Annotated in this window: 13 protein-coding genes and 5 pseudogenes; 3 read left to right on the forward strand and 15 right to left on the reverse strand. The window is 68.4% G+C overall.

Annotated features, from left to right (window positions below):
• Positions 1-189 precede the first annotated feature (189 nt).
• The 3 genes and pseudogenes from BW737_RS17165 to BW737_RS19670 form a co-directional block, all read right to left on the reverse strand.
• Positions 190-498 carry a glycine radical domain-containing protein gene (locus BW737_RS17165; protein WP_257210289.1) on the reverse strand — a complete coding sequence of 103 codons (309 nt, stop codon included), beginning with the start codon at positions 496-498 and terminating at the stop codon, positions 190-192.
• A pseudogene (locus BW737_RS19665) lies at positions 453-2,628 on the reverse strand (glycyl radical protein). The gene BW737_RS17165 and the pseudogene BW737_RS19665 overlap by 46 nt, the downstream one beginning before the upstream one ends.
• A 5-nt stretch (positions 2,629-2,633) precedes the next feature.
• Positions 2,634-3,460: pseudogene (locus tag BW737_RS19670) on the reverse strand (DeoR/GlpR family DNA-binding transcription regulator).
• A gap of 143 nt (positions 3,461-3,603) precedes the next feature.
• Between BW737_RS19670 and BW737_RS00285 the strand changes: the two are divergent.
• A complete protein-coding gene (locus BW737_RS00285; protein ID WP_086615882.1) occupies positions 3,604-4,416 on the forward strand; it encodes a radical SAM protein in 813 nt (270 codons plus the stop codon).
• Positions 4,417-4,493: 77 nt separating this feature from the next.
• Here the strand turns inward: BW737_RS00285 and BW737_RS00290 are convergent, their stop codons facing one another.
• The 3 genes from BW737_RS00290 to BW737_RS00300 form a co-directional block, all read right to left on the reverse strand.
• Complete coding sequence (locus BW737_RS00290; protein WP_086615883.1) at positions 4,494-5,426, reverse strand: tetratricopeptide repeat protein; 933 nt, start codon at positions 5,424-5,426, stop codon at positions 4,494-4,496.
• A gap of 104 nt (positions 5,427-5,530) precedes the next feature.
• Positions 5,531-6,562, reverse strand: coding sequence for a hypothetical protein (locus tag BW737_RS00295; RefSeq protein ID WP_086615884.1), 1,032 nt, complete (start codon positions 6,560-6,562; stop codon positions 5,531-5,533).
• Positions 6,559-7,680: a hypothetical protein gene (locus BW737_RS00300; protein WP_086615885.1), complete on the reverse strand. Its 1,122-nt coding sequence runs from the start codon at positions 7,678-7,680 to the stop codon at positions 6,559-6,561. Before BW737_RS00300 ends, BW737_RS00295 begins: the two co-directional genes overlap by 4 nt.
• Positions 7,681-8,138: 458 nt before the next feature.
• Between BW737_RS00300 and BW737_RS00305 the strand changes: the two genes are divergently transcribed.
• Positions 8,139-9,536, forward strand: a complete 1,398-nt coding sequence (locus BW737_RS00305) for a hypothetical protein (RefSeq protein ID WP_257210292.1) — start codon at positions 8,139-8,141, stop codon at positions 9,534-9,536.
• Between the two features lie 28 nt (positions 9,537-9,564).
• Here BW737_RS00305 and BW737_RS00310 read toward each other — a convergent pair whose 3' ends face one another.
• On the reverse strand, positions 9,565-9,927 hold the full coding sequence (locus BW737_RS00310; protein ID WP_086615886.1) for a GntR family transcriptional regulator: 363 nt from the start codon (positions 9,925-9,927) through the stop codon (positions 9,565-9,567).
• Positions 9,928-10,053: 126 nt separating this feature from the next.
• Here BW737_RS00310 and BW737_RS00315 point away from each other — a divergent pair, with 126 nt between their 5' ends.
• Positions 10,054-10,578 (forward strand): DEAD/DEAH box helicase family protein, encoded by a 525-nt coding sequence (locus BW737_RS00315; protein ID WP_257210293.1) that lies wholly within the window; start codon positions 10,054-10,056, stop codon positions 10,576-10,578.
• Positions 10,579-10,601: 23 nt separating this feature from the next.
• On the opposite strand, the gene BW737_RS00320 is transcribed toward BW737_RS00315, so the two are convergent.
• The 8 genes and pseudogenes from BW737_RS00320 to purH all read right to left on the reverse strand — a co-directional run.
• Entirely contained in the window at positions 10,602-10,901 is a 300-nt protein-coding gene (locus BW737_RS00320) for a hypothetical protein (RefSeq protein WP_257210294.1), read from the reverse strand.
• Between the two features lie 28 nt (positions 10,902-10,929).
• A complete protein-coding gene (locus BW737_RS00325) occupies positions 10,930-11,805 on the reverse strand; it encodes a carbohydrate ABC transporter permease (RefSeq protein ID WP_086615888.1) in 876 nt (291 codons plus the stop codon).
• A 1-nt stretch (position 11,806) separates the two neighbouring features.
• Entirely contained in the window at positions 11,807-12,739 is a 933-nt protein-coding gene (locus tag BW737_RS00330) for a carbohydrate ABC transporter permease (RefSeq protein WP_257210295.1), read from the reverse strand.
• A 107-nt stretch (positions 12,740-12,846) separates the two neighbouring features.
• Positions 12,847-14,171 (reverse strand): annotated as a pseudogene (locus tag BW737_RS00335) (ABC transporter substrate-binding protein); the annotation flags it as partial.
• Positions 14,172-14,401: 230 nt separating this feature from the next.
• Positions 14,402-15,385 (reverse strand): annotated as a pseudogene (locus BW737_RS00340) (malate dehydrogenase).
• Between the two features lie 759 nt (positions 15,386-16,144).
• Positions 16,145-17,536 (reverse strand): dicarboxylate/amino acid:cation symporter, encoded by a 1,392-nt coding sequence (locus BW737_RS00345; RefSeq protein ID WP_086615889.1) that lies wholly within the window; start codon positions 17,534-17,536, stop codon positions 16,145-16,147.
• 146 nt (positions 17,537-17,682) lie between these two features.
• Complete coding sequence (locus BW737_RS00350) at positions 17,683-17,967, reverse strand: DUF3017 domain-containing protein (protein WP_086615892.1); 285 nt, start codon at positions 17,965-17,967, stop codon at positions 17,683-17,685.
• A 152-nt stretch (positions 17,968-18,119) separates the two neighbouring features.
• Positions 18,120-18,560: pseudogene (purH, locus tag BW737_RS00355) on the reverse strand (bifunctional phosphoribosylaminoimidazolecarboxamide formyltransferase/IMP cyclohydrolase); the annotation flags it as partial.

Here is an 18,560-nt window from a genome sequence, read left to right on the forward strand (position 1 = left end):
CCCACCAGCCCCCGAATGGTGCGCAGGTCGCGCTTGAAGTCCGTCAGGCCTCCGGCCTTGAGGATGGAGGGATTGGTGGTGACCCCGATGAGGGGGAATGTGTTCAGGGCACGCTCGACCCGGTCGATGCGGGCGTCGTCGATAAGGAACTGCATGGTTGTCTCCTGGTACGTCGATGAGTACCGACCGTCAGAGGGTCTGCTCGGTGCGGGCGATGATGTCGTCCTGGGTCTGCTTGGACAGGACCACGAAGAAGGCGCTGTAGCCGGCGACGCGGACAATCAGGTCGCGGTGCCGCTCGGGATGCGCCTGGGCGTCCAGGAGGATGGCCCGGTCGACCACGTTGTACTGGACGTGGAAGCCGTGGAGCCGGTTGAAGAAGGCGCGCAGCATGGCGATCAGCTTCGCGCGGTCCTCCGGCCTCGCCAGGATCTGCGGGTTCACCTTCTGGTTCAGCAGCACCCCGCCGGTGATACGGCCGGTGTCCAGCTTGGACACGGACTTGAACACGGCAGTAGGACCGTTGACGTCGGCACCGTGACTGGGCGAGCAGCCTCGGCAAGGGGCTCACCGGCGTGGCGCCCATCGGGCGTGGCCGCCGTGGAGGCGCCCTGTGGCACGTTGGCGGAGATGGAGGAGGTGCCGGCGTAGTAGGTGCCGCCGATGGGGCCGCGGCCGTAGCGGGAGTTCTTGTACTTGAAGATCTCGTCGATATCGGTGGCGTAGGCCCGCACCAGCAGGTCGTCCACGTAGTCGTCGTCGTTGCCGTACTTGGGGGCGGCAACCAGGAGCTTGCGGATGCGCTCCCCCTCCTCGCCGGCGAAGTCCGACTGAAGGGCATCCCACAGCTGGGCACCGGTGACGGCGCCGTCCTCGAAGACGACCTTCCTGATGGCCGCCAGGGAGTCGCCGAGATTGGCGATGCCGACCTGAAGGCCCGAGACGAAGTCATAGACAGCGCCGCCCTCCTTGAGGGTCTTGCCGCGGCCGATGCAGTCGTCCACCAGCCGGAGCACAGCAGGTCGGGGACCTTGTGCTCCAGGGCGAGGTCGCAGGAGGCGTCAAGCACGATGCAGTTGCGCTGGAACTCCCTGATGGTGGAGTCCCAGGCCTCCATCACCTGGTCGAAGGAGGTCATCTCCCGCAGGTGCCCGCAGGCGGGTGCCAGCCTGGTGCCGGAGGCGGGGTCGACGCCGTCGTTGAGAGCCACCAGGAGCGCCTTGGGGAAGTTCAGGAAGCTCATGCCGGTGCAGCGGTAGCCCCAGCGCCCCGGGACGGCCACCTCCACGCAGCCGATGGCCGAGTAGTCGTGGGCGTCGTCGGGGTCGACGCCGCGTTCAATCAGCGAGGGATGATGATCTCGTCGCTGTTGAAGGCCGGCATCCCGGTGCCCAGGCGCATGAGCTCGATGGCCTCGTTCATGAAGTGGTCGCTCAGGCCGTGGTGGTAGCGCACCGTCAGGTTCGGCTGGGGCAGATGGGCCTGTGCCACGGAAGTGATGATGAGGTAGGACAGGCGGTTGACGGCGTCGGAGCCGTCGGCGTGCTGCCCGCCGATGGTGACGTTCTGGTACAGGGGGCTGCCGGCGGAGAAGCGGGTGTGGCTCCAGGAGCGGATCTTGTTGACGGCGAAGGTCTTCAGCCACAGGTTGGTCAGTAGCTCGGTGGCGGAGGCGTCGGTCTCCCGGCCGGTCTCGAGGTCGTCGCGCAGGAAGGGCCATAGGTACTGGTCCAGGCGCCCGTATGACAGGGAGTGCCCGTTGGACTCGATCTGCAGGGCCACGTGCACCAGCCAGATCGACTGCACGGCCTCGTGGAAGGTGGTGGCCGGGTGCTCGGGCACGACCCGCAGCACGCGGGCCAGCTCTTGCAGTTCGGAGCGGCGGTCGGCGTCGGTCTCGGCGGCGGCGAGCTGCTCGGCGAGGTCGGCGTAGCGGTGGGCGAAGGCGACGACGGCGTCGAAGACGACGATGAGGCTGCGGTAAAAGGCGGCCGTCTCCAGCTGGGAGGGGTCGGTCAGGTCCAGCGCGTCCAGGGCCGCCTGGGCGCGCCGCCGGTAGGTGGCCAGGCCGTCGGCGAGCAGGCGCCGGTAGTTGACGGCGATATGGGCGTCCCCGGAGGTGATGTTGCCCTCGGGGTGGATGATGCCCAGGTCGTAGAAGCGCTTGGCGTCCGCGGGCATGAGGGCCAGGGCGTGCTCCTTGAGGGTGCGGCCCCGCCAGAACGGGGCGAGCTCCCGCAGCGTCTGCTTGGCCTGCTCGGAGATGGTGAAGCGGTCGCCGGGACGCTTGGCGAATTCGTCGAGTTCGTCGATGACCCAGTCCATGGCGTATTCGGGCATGATGGGGGCGGCCCGGTTGGCACTGGCCTGGTTGCCGGCCAGGCGGGAGGCGGGCTCGATGTAGATGGTCATCTGCTCCAGGACGTTCTTGAGCATGAGCGCGCGGATCATGTCCAGCGGTTGGTCGGCGTTGTCCCGATAGGTCTGGGTGGTGATGACGGCGCGCTCGACGCAGACGCTGGGCTCGGTGTCCAGGATCTCCTCGCGCCAGGCGGCCATACGTTCGGTGAGGCCGCCGAAGTGGGGGCCACCGAGGGCGGTGGGTGTGGAGGGGGCGGCGGTTGCCATGATGGTTATTCCTCTTCTCGGGTGCCCGCCCCCGCGTGAATCGCGGCGGCGGAGTGGGTGGTGGTGGCGCCCGACGGCGATACGGTGACGACCTGGACGCCGGACTCGGTCAGTGCGGTGAGCTGGGCGGGGTCCCCGGCCGAGTCGGTCCAGACGGTGGATACGGCGGAGGCCGGCAGCAGTGGTACGGGGCCGTGGCCGCCGAACTTGTCGGACTCGGTGACGACGACGACCTCTTCCGCACGCTCGGCCAGTGCCCGCACGGCGGTGGCCCGCAGGTAGTCGCGGGCGGTGAACCCGTGGTCGGGGGTGAAGCCGTCGGTGCCGATGAACAGCCGGTCGACCAGGAACTGCTGGGCGCACAGCTCGACCATGGGGCCGACCAGGACGTGCGAGTCGGGCTGCTGCTCGCCACCCAGGAGGATGACGCGTGTGGTCGGGAAGGCGCGTAGCCGGTCGCGATGAACGCCGAGTTGGTGATGATCGTGGTGCCGGAGTGCTGGGTGGCGATCTGCTCGGCCAGTAGCGTGCAGCACGAGCCGGCCTCCACCATTACGGTCTCGCCGTCGTGGATGTCTCCGGCGGCGGCGCGGGCGATGCGGGCCTTGTCGGCGTAGTGGTAGGCGAGGCGGCCGGCCGGGTCGTCCGCGGAGACGAGCACGGCGAAGCCGCGCTCCCGCCGGATCAGGCCGCGCGACTCCAGGGCGTCCAGGTCCTTGCGGATGGTGACGGCGGAGACCTCCGCCAGCTGCGCGAGCTCGCTCACGGCGATGCGCCCAGCGGCGACGACGGCCTCAAGAAGGGTGGTCTGACGACTGCTCATGGGTTCCATACCCCCTTTCCTACCGTACGCAACTGCGAGCCGCTTCGTTTGAAGCGATGACCCCAACGGTAGCCGCCAGACGCACTTCAAACACAGGCCCAAAGTCCTTCGTTCGTAAGATATTATGTTTTCGAACGAAAGGAGCGGCGGATATGACCGCACACCCCCTCGCGTCGCCCGCTGGGGTGGCCCAGGACGGCACCGGTGTGGTGTTCAACATTCAGCGTTTCTCGCTGCACGACGGACCGGGCATCCGCACCGTGGTGTTCCTGAAGGGCTGCCCGCTGGCGTGCCCCTGGTGCGCCAACCCCGAATCAATCAATCCCGGCGTCGAGCAGTTCCTTGATCCCGCCACCGGCGAGGCGACCCCGGCCGGCAGAAGGCACACGCTGGCCGAGGTGCTCAAGGAGTGTGAGGCCGACCGCCCGTTCTTCGAGGAGTCCGGCGGCGGCGTCACCCTGTCGGGCGGCGAGCCCATGCTGCAGCACGCCTTCGCGACCGCGCTGCTCCAGGAGCTGCAGCGGCGCGGCATGCACACGGCCATGGAGTCGACCGGGCATGTGGCCCCGCCCGTGTTCGACCGGGCGCTGGACCACCTCGACTACCTGCTCATCGACGTCAAGCACCACGACCGCGACGCGCACAAGCGCTGGACCGGCGGTTACAACGACCTGCCGCTGCGCAACCTGTCCCGTGCCCTTGAGCGCGGTATCGAGACGCGGGTGCGGATTCCCGTGATCCCCGCAGTCAACGACACACCTACCGATGCGGCGGCCTTCGCCGAGCAGTTGCACTCGCTCGGGGTCGGGCGCGTCCAACTGCTGCCCTTTCACCAGTTCGGTGAGCGCAAGTACCTGCTCCTGGGGCGTCCCTACCGCATGGCCGGGGTCACGGCCCTGCACCCGGAAGACCTCACGGAATACCGCGACACCATGATCCGCGCGGGCATCGACGCGTTCTTCTGACTCAGACCGCCCCGGGCGGCAGCCACGACCGTCAGGCCCTCCGGCGCCACCCGTACCGATCCCGCGATGCGGTCCTCTCAGTACAGGATTGTGGCCAGCTGGCGGCGGGCGCGGGCCACCTCGGGGGCAGTGGCGCCGATGACCTCGAACAGCTCCAGCAGGCGCAGCCGGGCCTGCTCGCGCTCGTCTCCCGAGTGGGAGCGCACGGCCTCCAGGGCGCGTCCCAGGCAGGCGTTGATGTCCCCGAGCGCCAGGGCGGCGTCGGCCCCGGCCAGTTGGGCCTCCAGATCCGCACCCGGAGCGTCGGCCGCGGCCAGCAACGCACCCGGGTCCTGGCCGTCCATGCGGGCGAGCATACGGACCTGATTGCGGGCCGCCTTCAGGTCGTCGTCGGCGGGCGCATTGGCGATCGCGTGGTCATAGACCGCCTCGGCGCCGGCCCAGTCGCCGCGTTCGATGGCCTCGCGGGCCTCCCGCTCGACCTCGGTCTCCTCCGCTTCGACGGGCGCATCCGACTGCGCCGAGGCATCGACGGCAATGCGGCCGTCAACGCCGTTGCGGGCAGCGAGCTCCAGCAGCTGGTCGAGCAGGGGGCGCAGCTGCTCCTCGGGGACGCTGCCCTGGAACATGGGTACCGGCTGTCCGGCCAGCAGCGCAATAACGGTGGGCACGGCCGTGGCCTGCAGGGCCTGGGCCACCTCGGGGGCGGTGTCCACGTTGACGCGGGCCAGCTGGAAGCGGCCCGCATACTCGCCGGCCAGGCGCTCAAGCAAACCGGCCAGGTCGGTTGAGGCCTGGGAGCGGGGCGTGTGCAGCACCACCACGACCGGCACGCGGGCGGAGCCCTCGGCGATCTCACGCAGGTTGGCGGCGTCCAGGTCGACCACTAGCTGGCTCGCGCCACCTGTGCCGCCCGCGGCCGAAGCCGCCGTACCGGACGAGGTGGAGGTGGGGCCGGCCCCCGGCTTGGGTGCGAAGGACGACAGGTCGACGGCACCGAACATGCTCATGGTGTGCCTTTCCCGGGCTGTGCCGCATGGGTTTGCTGGCTTCGGTTACGAACGGGAGCGTAGTCCTCCCCCGGGTCGCCCAACGCACCCGTTCGCCCGGGGCGTCAGTCCGCCGTCTCCTCCTCAGCGGGCGCTTGGGAGTCATCGCGGGACACGGAGGCCAGCACCAGGTCCATGCCCAGGGCGGTGGCGGTGGTGTCCTCGGCATCGGCGGGCGGGATGAGGAAGGCGACCATGACGTCGTAATCGGCGGTGACGGTGCCCGCCACCTCCTGATCGTCGCCCATCAGGGCACCTACGGTGCTGCCTGAGAGGGATAGGGTGGAGCCTGCGACCGTCTTCTTGTAGACGGTGGCGAAGCTCAACGTCGTCATGGTGATCACCCCGCCGTCCGCGGTGCGCAGGCTGCTGAAGCCGTCCGAGCCGGCCTTGGCGGTCACGCTGACCTCGCCCGCCTCGGACAGGTCGACGGCACGCTCGGCGGCGATCCGCTGCCGCAGCACGTCATCGGCGAAGGCCTTGCCATTCTCGCCGTCGGGATCGTTGAGAGCGTCCACGTAGGCGTCGAGCACCTCCTGCGGGCTGGCGGCCAGGTCGGTGGCGTCGTCGGCGGCGATCTGCTCGGTGCCGATGGCGGGCGCATACGTGGAGGGGATCTCCACGCCGGCGAACAGCTGGGTCCAGGCCCACAGCTGGTAGTTGTCGCGGGCGGAGTCCTGGGTGAGGGCCAGCAGATAGCCCTGCTCGTCGTCGGCGAAGTCGGTGATGGTCAGCACCGTGCGCGGAAAGTCGTTGGCCAGGGCGACGGTTCCCGCTTGACTGGTGGTGGTGAAGGTATGCACGAAGCTGTCGTCCTCGGTGGCCGAGGCGACCTGGTACTCCTCCTTGCGCACGCGGGCGGCCGGGCCGGTGAGGTAACCGGCCAGCGCGTCGGCGTTCTTGTCCGCATCCGCCGCGTCCAAGCCGGTTTGGACGCGCTCGAGGATGGCGGTGAGTCGGTCGGAGTCGAGCACCGGCTGCGGTGTGGGCGTGCCGGTGGCGGAACTGGTGGGCACGTCCTGGGAGCAGGCGGACAGGGCGGCAGCGAGCGCGGTCGCGGTCGCTGCCGTGAAGAAGGCTCGGCGGCTGGTGATCATGCTTGGTGCTCCTCGTCGGACTCGTCGGTGTTCTCGTCGGGTGCCGCTCCTTCTTCGGCGACGGGCAGCGCCTTGCTCTCAGGGGAGGCCGGCTCCTCCGCGTCGACGACGGTGAAGGACTCCGTCTCGTCCAACTCACGGGTGGCACGGTGGGCAGCGGTGGTATCGGAGTCCAGGCCCGGGACAACGGCGCTGCCGCGGGCGGCCCCGGAGGCCTCCACGGCGTCCGTGGTCAGCTCCTCGGGCTCGGGTGCGGGCGCCTGGGGCACGGTGGGAGCCTGCACACCACCGACGTAGACGGCCCCGGTGCGCGGGTCGACCCACTCCTCACCGGCCTCCTCGGCACGTTCCTTGTCCCGCTGCTCGCGGCGGGTCAGTGGACGGTTCGGGTCGCCGATCCGCGGAATGCCGACCGTGGCTACCGAATCGGCCTGTGCCATGCGGGCGGCGCGTTCGGCGGCGCGGGCGCGCCGCTGCTCGTCGGCGCGACGCATTTGAATGTCGACCAGGAACAGGAACACGCCCACCAGCAGCAGCAGGCCGCCCACAACCAGGCCGGGAATCAGCCAGGGGGTTGATACGTGCCGCGGCCAGGCCAGCGTCACCTGCGGGGCGTTGGAGGCGCCGTCGGTGGCCACCAGGATCGCCAGGTCGGAGCCGGCGGTGTCCAGTTCAAGGGTGACCGAGCCGGTCCCCGTCTCGGTGGTGATCCACAGATCGGAGTCGGTGGGGTCGGCGTCGCTGTTTTCCAGCGCGGTGCACCCGTCCGCATCCGTCGTCGCCGTCGGAGTGGCTTCGGCCGTGGTCGCGGCGGCGGTGGCCTCGGCGGTGGCCGTGGGCGCAGCCTCCTCGGGGCAGGAGGTAGTGACCGCGGTGGATTCCAGCGTGTCCCAGTCGGTCAGACCGGTTATCAGGATGTAGGGGTCAGAGGCGAGCCAGGCCTTGACGTCTTGCGCGTGCCCGACGGCGATCAGCACCGGCTGGTCGGCGGAGGCGGCGGTCGCGGTTACCTCGACGTCGGACTCCACGAGGCTGAGCACGCCCTGCTCGGTGACGACGTAGTGCTGGTCGGGGCTCTGGGCGAGGCTGGCCCGGGCAGTTGAGCTCGGACGCCACACGGTGGCGGAACAGACTGCCAGGACTATGGCGATCAGCCGAGAACGGCAATGATCACGCTCAGCATCCGTCGATTCACGACGCGGTTCTCCTCGAACTGGGGGACATGGACCCGCCGACGTGACCGGCGGGTGTGCGCGACTCGCACCGACGCCACGAGGACGAGGTTGGAGACGGCCGGACGCCAGAATCCCATGACCGCCGCCGATTCGCACCGGCCTCGGCGAAAATCACAGGTTGCTGCGCCACAAGCAAAAGCCTAGGGCAAAGTCCATGCCAGCGCCGGTTGTGGGAGGCGGACGCGCCGAATTGCGGGCGTTTTGCCGCTTTGGCAAGCGGGTTTTCGCCCACCCCGGCCGGCCGGGTGGAAACACTGGGAATGTACCGATTCCGCGCGGATTGCCCAGAGGCTACGCTGGGACGGTGGGCCGTCCCGACCCGGCCCAGGAGGAGATTCGACGTGGCCGAGGACACCGAAGAGTTCGCCATCACCATGCGCGGATACGACCGTGCGCAGGTTGACCAGCGACTGGAAGCGCTCAACCGCCAGCTGCAGGACGCCCGCAGGGAGGTCGCCAGCCTTGATCAGCGGGCGATGACCCTGGCCGGTGAACTCGCGGAGGCGCAGCGCCGCCTGCGGGAGGCGGATAAACCGACATATGCGGGCCTGGGATCACGCATTGAGCAATTGCTGCGCAGCGCCGAGGAGCAGAGTGCCTCGGTGCTGTCCAAGGCCAATGCGGAGGCCAATGCGCTGCTGGCCCGCACCCGCGCCAACGCCGCGAACCTATCCGAACGCTCCTCCTCCGAAGCGGCCACGCTGATTTCGGACGCGCGCCGCGAGGCGAACGAACTGCGCACACGCAGCGAAAGCGAAGCGGAGACCACGCTGGCCAATGCGCAGGCACGCGCCGATGAGCTGGTCGGCTCCGCCGAGCGCCGGGCCGCCCAGGTTGCCGCCGCAGCCGAGTCTGCCGCCACCGAACTGCGGGCCGCGGCGGAGCGGGAGGCGCAGGTCGTGCGCGCGGAGGCGAACAAGGCCGCGGCAGAGCTGGCGGTCTCCTCCGAGCGTGAGGCCGCCGGAGTGCGCAAGGCAGCCGCTCAGGAGGCGGAGGAGCTGCGCCAGTCCTCCGCCGAGCAGGCCGAGTCGGCGTTGACCTCCGCGCAGCAGGAGGCCCGGCTCACCGTCGAGAAGGCTCGCGCCAAGGCGGAGGAACTGCTGACCACGGCGCGCCGCGAATCGGAGGAGCTGCGCCGTTCCGCCCAGGCCGAAGCCGAGGCCGCCCGCGCCGAGGCGGCCGAGTTGCGCCAGCAGGCGGCCCTGGACGTCGCTGCTGCACACGATGCAGCCGCCCAGGAGGATGCCGCCGCGCACGAGTCGGCGCGCGCCCGCATCGCTGAGATGCACGAGCAGGCGCAGACGCAGGCGGCGGACGCCGAGGCCCGGCTGCAGGAGGCGCTGGAGCGCGCCGAGGCGGTGCGCACGCAGACGGATCAGTCCGCCCAGGCACGCCGTGAGGAATCAATCCGGCAGGCGGAGGAGATCCTGCGGCAGGCCCGTGAAGAGGCCAAGCAGCTGGTGGAGGATGCCCGCGCCGATGCCGACGCCGAAAAGTCCGCGGCCGCCCGGGACGTGGAGGAACTGGAGCGCCAGCGTGACTCCGTGGCCAACTACCTGGAGGAGATGCGCGGCGTGCTCGGCAACGCGGTGCCGCCGGCCCCGGTCTTCTCCGACGTGATCGCGGAGGCCCTGAATGGTGACGCCGCCGCGGCCGAGGAGGCCTCAGCGGATGTGCCCGCCGACGATGGGGCAACAGCCGCTGACGACGCCGAGTCGAGTGAGGCCGTCCAGGCGTAGGCCACCGATTGCAGACCCGGGCTCGGGGTCAGGGCCAGGCGCGGCGCACCATTTCGAGCGTGTCCTGAAGCGACATGCCCAGGGAGTGCATGGTCGTGACGAAGCGCAGCACTTCGCGTTCGCCGGCCACCCCGGACTGGTCGCGCACGAAGGTTCCGCGTCGTCCGCGGCCCTCGATGTAGCCCTCCACCTCGAGTTCGCGGTAGGCCTTCGCCACCGTGTTGACGGCTATGTCCAGTTGCGTGGCGAGCGCGCGCGTGGGGGGCAGGCGAGTACCCGCCGGGAGCGTACCTGCGGCGATGTCGGCACTGACCGCCGCACAGATCTGGGAGAAGACGGGCTCCGTGGAGGCGGGGTCAAGGTGGATGTCGAGCCGGGCAGTGCGCGACATCGGTGCCGGCCGTGCAACCGATTCGGGAGGACGCCGCGGAGGTTGAGTGGGTGTGCTCATACCCCTAGTGTGCGGCAACCCGGCGGGCAATACCACAGTTCTTCCGCCGGCTCGTAGGCTACGGGCATGGCTCACGCGAACCCCGACTTCTCCCCCACCCGCCCCGCAGCCGCCGTCCCGGATGCGCCGAGTGATGGCGAGTGCGCGACCGGCGCGCAGGACACGGACTGGGTGCAGCGGCGTCGTGACGCGGCAGTCGAACGAGCACGCATGTTGCAGGCTCGGCAGGCGGCGGAGCACCGGCGGGCCGCGCGAATCGTCTCCCTGTTTATCGCGGTGGCCGAGGCGGAGGGCTTGGAGGCGGTGCCGCTGCGAGTGCGGGGCTACGGTGGCGGATCGGCCCGTACCCCGCTCACCGGTTGGTACCTGCGCCAAGACCAGTCGGTGGCGATCGACACCGCGGGCCGCTTTTACATCCTCACCCGGCCGCTGGGCGTGCGTGACCGGCTGCTCGGGGTGACGCCCACGGATGAGCCGGTACCCATGACCATTGGTGAGGGCGGCCGCGACGGTGACATCGTGCCGCTGCGCACCGCCCTGGATCGGCTACTGCCGGGCTGGGAGGAGCGTTCCCCCGAGCCGCTGGTCTGACCTGCCTCCGGCCACCGGACCGCTCACCACAGGCGGCGTTCCCAGCAGGAGGTGTGCCAGTGACGGCGCTCCTCCAGGCCCCGCTCCGGCCCGAACAGAGACTCGTTGGACCAGGCCACAATGTGGGGCGTGCCGGCGGCAATCATCTGGTTGCAGCCGGGGCAGATGTAGGTCTTGGCTCCACCGCGCACCCGCCGCACTGTGAACTCCGCTCCCCCGGGCCCCGTCTGGGTGCGCGGCAGCGAATCCAGGCGCCCCATGTCCAGCGGCCGATGCCCGGCCGCGTAGGGGCGTTTGGAGCTGCGGGGTCCTCGGCGTGCCATGGGCACGACTGTAGTACCGCGGTTGCGCTCAGCCCTTGACGGAGCCGGCCATCAGGCCGCCGACGAAGTACTTGCCCAGGAATATGTACACCAGCAGTGTCGGCACGGAGGCGATCAGGGCTCCGGACATGGAGGCGCCGTAGTCGGCCATGATCGACCCGTGCGCCAGGTTGTTCAGCGCCAGTGTCACCGGTCCGGACTGTGCCCCGCCGCCGAAGAACAAGGCGAACAGGAAGTCATTCCAGGCGCTGGTGAACTGCCAGATGATAACCACCACGAAGCTGGGGATGGAGATGGGCAGCACCACCGAGAAGTAGGTGCGCAGCATCCCGGCGCCGTCGACCTCGGCGGCCTCGATCAGCTCGTCGGGAATCGACTCGTAGTAGTTGCGGAAGATCAGGGTGCAGATCGGAATGCCGTAGACCACGTGCATGAGGATCAGCGTCGGGATGCCGAATCCCAGGCCGACACGAGTGACCATGCGCATCAGCGGGATCATGACCGCCTGATATGGGATGAACATGCCGAACAGGATCAGTGTGAACACCACGTTTGCCCCGGGAAAACGCCACTTTGACAACACGAACCCGTTGGCGGAGCCGAGCATCGCGGAGATGAACGAGGAGGGGATCACCAAGGTCAGGGAACGCAGCAGACCTCCCTTGAGCTCATTCCAGGCATTGACCCAATTGGTGGTGTCCCAGCTGTCCGGCAGGTACCAGGTGGTGGCCGGAGAGGCCTCGGCACCGTTCTTGAAGGAGGTGACGAACAGGACGTACACGGGAATCAGAACGAAGATGAGGGACAGCAGCAGCAGGATGTAACGGATCACCCGTCCCCAGGCGATGCCGCTGGTGCTGGTGACCTGACGCTTGGCGGTCAGGGCGGTGACGTCGGCAGCCATATCAGCGCCTGCCCTTCGCATCGTGGATCAGGTAGGGAATGACCGCGATGGCGACCACGACCAGCAGGATTGTGCCGACGGCTGCCGCATTGGAGTAGTCGTTATCCGTCATGAAGTTGAACATGTCAATGGCGGGCACCTTCGTGGAGTAGGTGCGCTGGTCCGTGATGGACATGATCAGGTCAAAGGACTTCAGTGACATGTGCCCGATGATGATGACCGCGCTCAGGGCGATCGGGGTCAGCTGCGGGAAGATGATTGATTTGTACAGCTGCCACTCGTTGGCGCCATCTACCCGGGCGGCCTCGCGCAGGTCGTCATTGATACCGCGGAAGCCCGCCAGGAACAGGGCCATGACGTAGCCGGCCAGCTGCCAGACCGCGGGGATGGCGATGGCCAAGATACCGAAGGTGGTGTTCTGCGTCCAGCTGTTCTCCAAGAACCTAAGGCCCGTCATTTCAAACAAGCGGTTCAGTCCTGAGGCCTGCGCGCCCTGGGCGGAGTTCAGCAGCCACCGCCACACCACGCCGGAGGCCACGAAGGACACGGCCATGGGGAACAGGAATACGGCCCGGAAGATGCCCTCGCCCTTGATCGGCTTGTCCAGCAGCCACGCCCACAGGAAGCCAATCACCAGGGTCCCGGCCAGGAAGGCGATGGTGAACAGAATCAGATTGAGGAAGGAGTGCTGGAAGTTCGGGTTCTTGAACAGGTTGATGAAGTTCTCCAAGCCGACGACGTACGAGGACTTCCTGCCGGAGACCTGCGCCGCAGTGTGAGTATCCAGCAGAGAGGTATTGATGTTGACGCCGATCATGCCGTAGACGAATACGCCAACCAGGATGAGCGATGGCGAGATCAGCAGCAGGCCGGGCCCCCACTTCTTCCAGTTCGTCCGCCTGCGCCGGGTACGTGACGTCTTCTTGGTACTCACGATGTTCCTTCGGATTCGTCGACTGGGTAGATGCGCCGCTGCGCACAACGGGGTGGGAGGGCAGGTGTTTGCCCTCCCACCCCGGGCGGGCGCAGGTCAGGCCACCGAGCGTAGGCCGCAGCGAGCTCGGACTGCAGGGTGGCGACGTCGGAGGCGCCCTGGGCGAACTTGGTCAGGGCGTCATTCATCGCATCGGAGGCCTTGGCGGGCAGGGCAGCACCGTGGGCGATGGAGGAGACGATGGTGTCCTGAGCGAAGGACTCCATGGCGGACTGCTGGTACTCGGAGAACTGGGCCTTCTCCTCGTCGGTGAGGTCGGACCGGGAGGGGATGGAGCCTTAACCGTGTTGAAGGCGATCTGGCCTTCCTTGGTGGAGATGCACTGGAGCCAGTTCTTGCCGCCGCCGGGGTGCGGGCCGCCGTCGGTGAGGGCGAAGGCGTCGGCCAGGAAGTCGAACACGCCGTCGGTGCCGGGCACCGGGAAGTAGGTGTAGTCGGTGCCCGCGGTCAAGCCGGCAGTATCGAAGCCCGCCACCGCCCAGTCTCCCATCACGTTGTAGGCGGCCTGATTCTGGAAGACCGGCTGCATGGCCGGCTCCCAGTCCTCGGTGTACAGGGACTTGTCGGTGAAGCCGATGATCGTCTCATAGTGCTTGAGGGCAGCCGCAACCTCATCGCCCATCCAGTCGGTGGTGCCGTCGAACAGTCCCGAGTAGGCGTCGGGGCCGAGGTCGGCGATCAGAATGGACTCCAGCAGGCCGAGTTGGGTCCAGGCCATGCCCATGGTGATGGGCGTGTAGCCCGCGGCCTTGACCTTCTCCATGTCCGCGATCCAGCCGTCGATGTCCGTGGCCGGGCTGTCCGGGTCCAGGCCGGCGTCCTCCAGGACCTTGATAGAGGCCCATACCACATTGTTGCGGTGCACATTGGAGGGGATGGAGTAGATGGCGCCCTCGGAGTCCTTCAGCCGGTCGACGAGAGTTTCGGGGAAGGCGTCGTTGAGACCGAACTCGTCATACAGGGAGGAGATGTCCAGCAGGTAGCCGGCCTCGATGTCGGCCTGGATCTCGGCGCCGGCGTGGGCCTGATAGGTATCGGGCGGATTGCCTGCCGCCAGGTCCGCAGCGAGCTTCTGTTTGGCCTGCGAACCCCCGCCACCGGAGACGGCCTTGTTCACGAACTTGGTGTCGGGGAACTGCTGCTCGAAGACTTTCACCAGGGCGGCCAAGCCCTCTTTCTCGGAACCGGCCGACCACCAGGTGACGACGTCGACTTCGCTGGCGTCTCCCTCACCCACAGCGACGGCGCTGGAGGATGTGCCACCACCGGACTCGTCGGTTCCGGTGGTGCCGCATGCGGCGAGCGTGGTCAGGATGGCTGTGGTTGACAGGCCTACCAGAGCCTGCCGCCGGGATAGAACGGGGTTACGCATGGTGCTCTCCTCGAAACGGCGCTGTTTCTTGTCGGATGGTCGAGTTGAGACGTGTGCCAACCGACGCCGTCGCCGGCCTCGACCCATGTGCGTGAAGCCACAAAAGTATAGAACACGGCGTCGCTCGGTATCGGATTGCCAGCTCTCAGTCTGGTGAAGACAGCCGAGCAAGCGGCGGCCCCGGCTCCCCAAATGGGGAACCGGGGCCGCCGTGCTGACACAGGCGTGGGTCAGATCAGGCCCATACCGGCGACGGCGTTCTTCTCCTCGACCAGCTCGGCGGCAGAGGCGTCGATCTTGGCTCGGGAGAAGTCGTCGATCTCCAGGCCCTGAACGATCTTCCACTCGCCGTTCTCGGCGGTGCAGGGGAAGGAGGAGATGATTCCCTCGGGCACGCCGTAGGAGCCGTCGGACATGATCGCGGCCGAGGTCCACGCCGAGGTGGTGCCCAGGCACCAGTCGCGGACGTGGTCGATGGCGGCGGAGGCGGCCGAGGCGGCCGAGGAGGCGCCGCGGGCCTCGATGATGGCGGCACCGCGCTTGGCGACCGTGGGGATGAAGTCGTTCTCGACCCACTCGCGGTCCGCCAGGATATCGGTGATCGGCTCGCCCTTGATGGTGGCGTGGGTCAGGTCGGGGTACTGGGACGAGGAGTGGTTGCCCCAGATGGTGACCTTGTCGATGTCGGAGACGTGGCAGCCGGCCTTGGCGGCGAGCTGGGCCAGGGCCGGTTGTGGTCCAGGCGGGTCATGGCGGTGAAGCGGGATGCCGGAATGTCACCGGCGTGAGAGGCGGCGATGAGCGCGTTGGTGTTGGCGGGGTTGCCGACCACGAGCACCTTGATGTCGTCGGCGGCGCCGGCGGCCAGCGCCTCGCCCTGGGGGCCGAAGATGCCGCCGTTGGCGGACAACAGGTCGGAGCGCTCCATGCCGGCCTTACGGGGCATGGAGCCGACCAGGAAGGCGATGTTGGCGCCCTCGAAGGCCTGCTTGGGGTCGTCGAAGATGTCGACCGAGCCGAGCGTGGAGAAGGCCGAGTCAAACAGCTCCATGGCGGTGCCCTCGGCGCTTGACAGCCTGCGGGATCTCGAGCAGGCGCAGGTTGACGCGCTGGTCGGGGCCGAGCAGGGCACCGGAGGCGATGCGGAAGAGCAGCGCGTAGCCGATGTTGCCGGCGGCGCCGGTGACGGTGATGTTGACGGGGGCGTTGGCCATGAAGGACTCCTTAGAGACAGTTAGTCGGGCCGCTGGGGCCGGTGCGCAAAGCCTATGCCGTCACGCGCGCTAACGATTGGGACGATGGCCGGAGCGGCCGCCTTATCCGGGGAGATCTGGGCTACACCACAGCCACTTCCGGTTCGGGGTATCGGGGCGGATGCGAGACAGTCTGCGGCCACGCGCGCTCCGCGGACCACGACGCGCACTCCGCCCCAACCCGGCAGAGCGCACCACCAACCCCGAAGAAGGCCTCTAGAAACATAAAGGCCAGGTGCGCCCACTAGAGCACCAGAGGTTAGAGGCTTGTACCCGGGCATCGCCTCGCGTACGACTTTCCGCCTCACGTACGCGTTTTGGAGCTATGCGAGGTCCTAGGCGTGGGGAAACCTCCAAAACCCGTACGTGAGAGGCGAATGCGTACGTGAGAGGCTGGTTGGCATCTGCTATATGGGACTCCACCCCGGAGAAGACCTCTCGGAACGCAACAGCCAGGCCACACGAACCAGCAAGAAGGCCACAACGCCGGTCTACAGCAACAGGTTTGCGCCGATAACCCGCATTCACACCGACAACGCGAACCGGGAGCGCCCGGACCACTAGACACCGGAGCGGAATGGGTCCCGCAAAAAGCTCGAGGGCCCATGCGGGCCCTCGATGGACAACGCCCCGGCAACGCGGTTCGTCGTACCGGAGATATACGGCACCTTCCTGCCTAGGCACACTACATAGCCCACCCTGCGAGGAAGGCTCCGCGTGTCAGTGGCTGACGGCGTTGGGGCCGGCCGCGGCGGCGGAAGCCTCGAGCTCCTCGGCGCTGACCACGCCGTCGACGCTGACCCGGTCCAGGTACTTCATGCCATCGAAGGCGAGTTCACGGGTGTTCTCCGGATCGCCCTCGGGGCCGATACGGCCGTGAGCGAGCCGATCCACGACGATCGCGATGGCGCCGTCGCCGGTGACGTTGGTGGCGGTGCCGAAGGCGTCCAGCGCGATGTACGTGGCGATCATGAGCGCCACCTGAGCGTCGTTGAAGCCGAGCATGCTGGACAGCAGACCGGTCGCGGCCATGATGGCGCCGCCGGGCACGCCCGGAGCCGCCACCATGGTGATGCCGAGCATGAAGATGAAGCCGACCCACTGTGCGGCCGAGACAGACACCCCCTGGGTGAGGGCGATGGCGTAGGCGAAGGCGAAGATCTTCGAGGTCGAGCCGGCCAGGTGAATCGTGGCGCACAACGGCACGGTGAAGGAGGCGACGGCGTCGGCCACGCCGTTCTTGCGGGCCTGCCGCAGCGTCACCGGAATGGTGGCCGCGGACGAGGAGGTTCCCAAGGCGGTCAGGTACGCGGGCAGCATGGTGATCAGCGCCTTGAACGGATTCCTGTGCCCGACCGCTCCGGCCACCAGGTACTGGACACCGAGGATCAGCACCTCCAGCAGCAGTACAACCACCACCACGCGCAATGGGGTGCGCATGATCGCCCAGGCCTCGCCGGTGTAGGTGAGGTTCAGGAAGATGCCGAAGATGTGTAGGGGCAGCAGTGGGATGATGATCCGCTCGATCAGGGCGGTGATGATGGCGCGGAACTCGATGAAACCCTTGCGCAGCACCCCGCGCGGCACCATGGACAGTCCGATGCCGACCACGAAGCTGAGCAGCAGCGCCGTCATGACGCCGACGGCGGCGGGCATCTCCACGCTGAAGTAGGTCTCCAGGGCGCTGCCGGGTTCCTCGACGTTGGTGAGCGTGGTACCGCCCAGCAGGCGTGGGAGGGTGGCGGCACAGGCCAGGTAGGTGACGAAGCCGGCGAACAGGGTGGAGCTGTAGGCGATGGCGGCGGTGATGGCGAGCCAGCGGCCCGCGCCGCGCCCGAGGTCTGCGATGGCGGGGGTGACCAGGCCGATGATGATCAGCGGGATCGAGAAGGACAGGAACTGGCTGAACAGGTCGGAGAAGGTGGCGAAGATCCGGCCGATCGGCATGGGCACCAGGTGGCTGCCGCCGATCTGGATGGAGCCGAGCACCAGCGCCAGGATGATGGCTGCGAGCACCCACACCAGGATGCCGCCGCGGGCGAGGAAGCGGCGAACAGGCCCCGGGGATGCCTGCCCGGTGGGAGCTTCGGGATGCGGGGAGGGGTTGCTCATGTGCTGCCTTTCGGCTGGAAAGGGGCGGTCGGGTACCGCCGGTCGGCGGCAGAATGCCACACTCGCCCGCGCCTGCGCCCGCTGGGACCGCCCAGTGGTCCTCTGGCGCCCCGCATGGGGAGGCCGGGCTCACAATCCCTACGGATTCAGCGCACGCGCGGCAGGTTCGCGTAATACGACAGGGCGAACAGGCCGACGGCGAGCAGCAGTCCGAAGACGACGTCGAAGGCGCGGCTGCGCGCGGCGATCCAGGTGCCGTCGGGGCGCTGGAGCCGGATGATGGCCAGGACCAGCACTTCTGCTCCGAGCCAGATGATGGCCAGGCGCCGGTGCCCCAGCAGGGACAGTGCGGGTACGGCCGCCAGCCAGGCGGCGACGGCGACCACCGCCAGGGTGCGATAGGGCTGCTGCCGCTGGGGACAGTCGTCCAAGGCGGGCCCCCCACGCGAGCCGACAGCGGGAGCATCGGCGGGTTCACCGGTCGACGGCACGTCGTCAACCGCTCCGTTCTGGTCGGTCACGGCCGCTACCTTAGCCCCTCCCCCGGCCGCCCGCGGCGCAGGCGGCCGGGCGTGGGGCGTGGTCAGTGAGCGAAGTGACGGGTGCCCGTCAGGTACATGGTGATGCCGGCGGCCTTGGCGGCGGCGATTACCTCCTCGTCGCGGATGGAGCCTCCCGGCTGGACGACGGCGCGCACACCGGCGTCGATGAGTACCTGCAGACCGTCGGCGAAGGGGAAGAAGGCGTCCGAGGCGGCCACCGAGCCGCGGGCGCGCTCGGGGGCGGAAGCCGCGGCGCCCTCCGTGCCTGCGGCATCGACGGCGGCGTCCCCGGTGGCGCGGGCGCCCAGGGTGTTGGCGCGCTCCACGGCCAGCTTGCAGGAGTCCACTCGGTTGACCTGCCCCATGCCAACCCCGACGGTGGCGCGTCATGGGCCAGCAGGATGGCGTTGGAACGCACCGCGCGCACGGTGCGCCAGGCGAAGGCGAGGTCGGCCAGGCCGCGGACGCAGCCACCCTGGCCG

It is taken from the genome of Actinomyces ruminis (genome assembly GCF_002154335.2).
GTDB classification, from domain to species: Bacteria; Actinomycetota; Actinomycetes; order Actinomycetales; family Actinomycetaceae; genus Actinomyces; species Actinomyces ruminis.

Coding starts and splice junctions, on each gene's coding strand:
- BW737_RS00290 (WP_086615883.1), bottom strand. CDS start 5,426: ATGAGCATGTTCGGTGCCGTCGACCTGTCGTCCTTCGCACCCAAGCCG.
- BW737_RS00315 (WP_257210293.1), top strand. CDS start 10,054: ATGGCTCACGCGAACCCCGACTTCTCCCCCACCCGCCCCGCAGCCGCC.
- BW737_RS00345 (WP_086615889.1), bottom strand. CDS start 17,536: ATGAGCAACCCCTCCCCGCATCCCGAAGCTCCCACCGGGCAGGCATCC.
- BW737_RS00285 (WP_086615882.1), top strand. CDS start 3,604: ATGACCGCACACCCCCTCGCGTCGCCCGCTGGGGTGGCCCAGGACGGC.
- BW737_RS00295 (WP_086615884.1), bottom strand. CDS start 6,562: ATGATCACCAGCCGCCGAGCCTTCTTCACGGCAGCGACCGCGACCGCG.
- BW737_RS00325 (WP_086615888.1), bottom strand. CDS start 11,805: ATGGCTGCCGACGTCACCGCCCTGACCGCCAAGCGTCAGGTCACCAGC.
- BW737_RS00320 (WP_257210294.1), bottom strand. CDS start 10,901: ATGGCACGCCGAGGACCCCGCAGCTCCAAACGCCCCTACGCGGCCGGG.
- BW737_RS00310 (WP_086615886.1), bottom strand. CDS start 9,927: ATGTCGCGCACTGCCCGGCTCGACATCCACCTTGACCCCGCCTCCACG.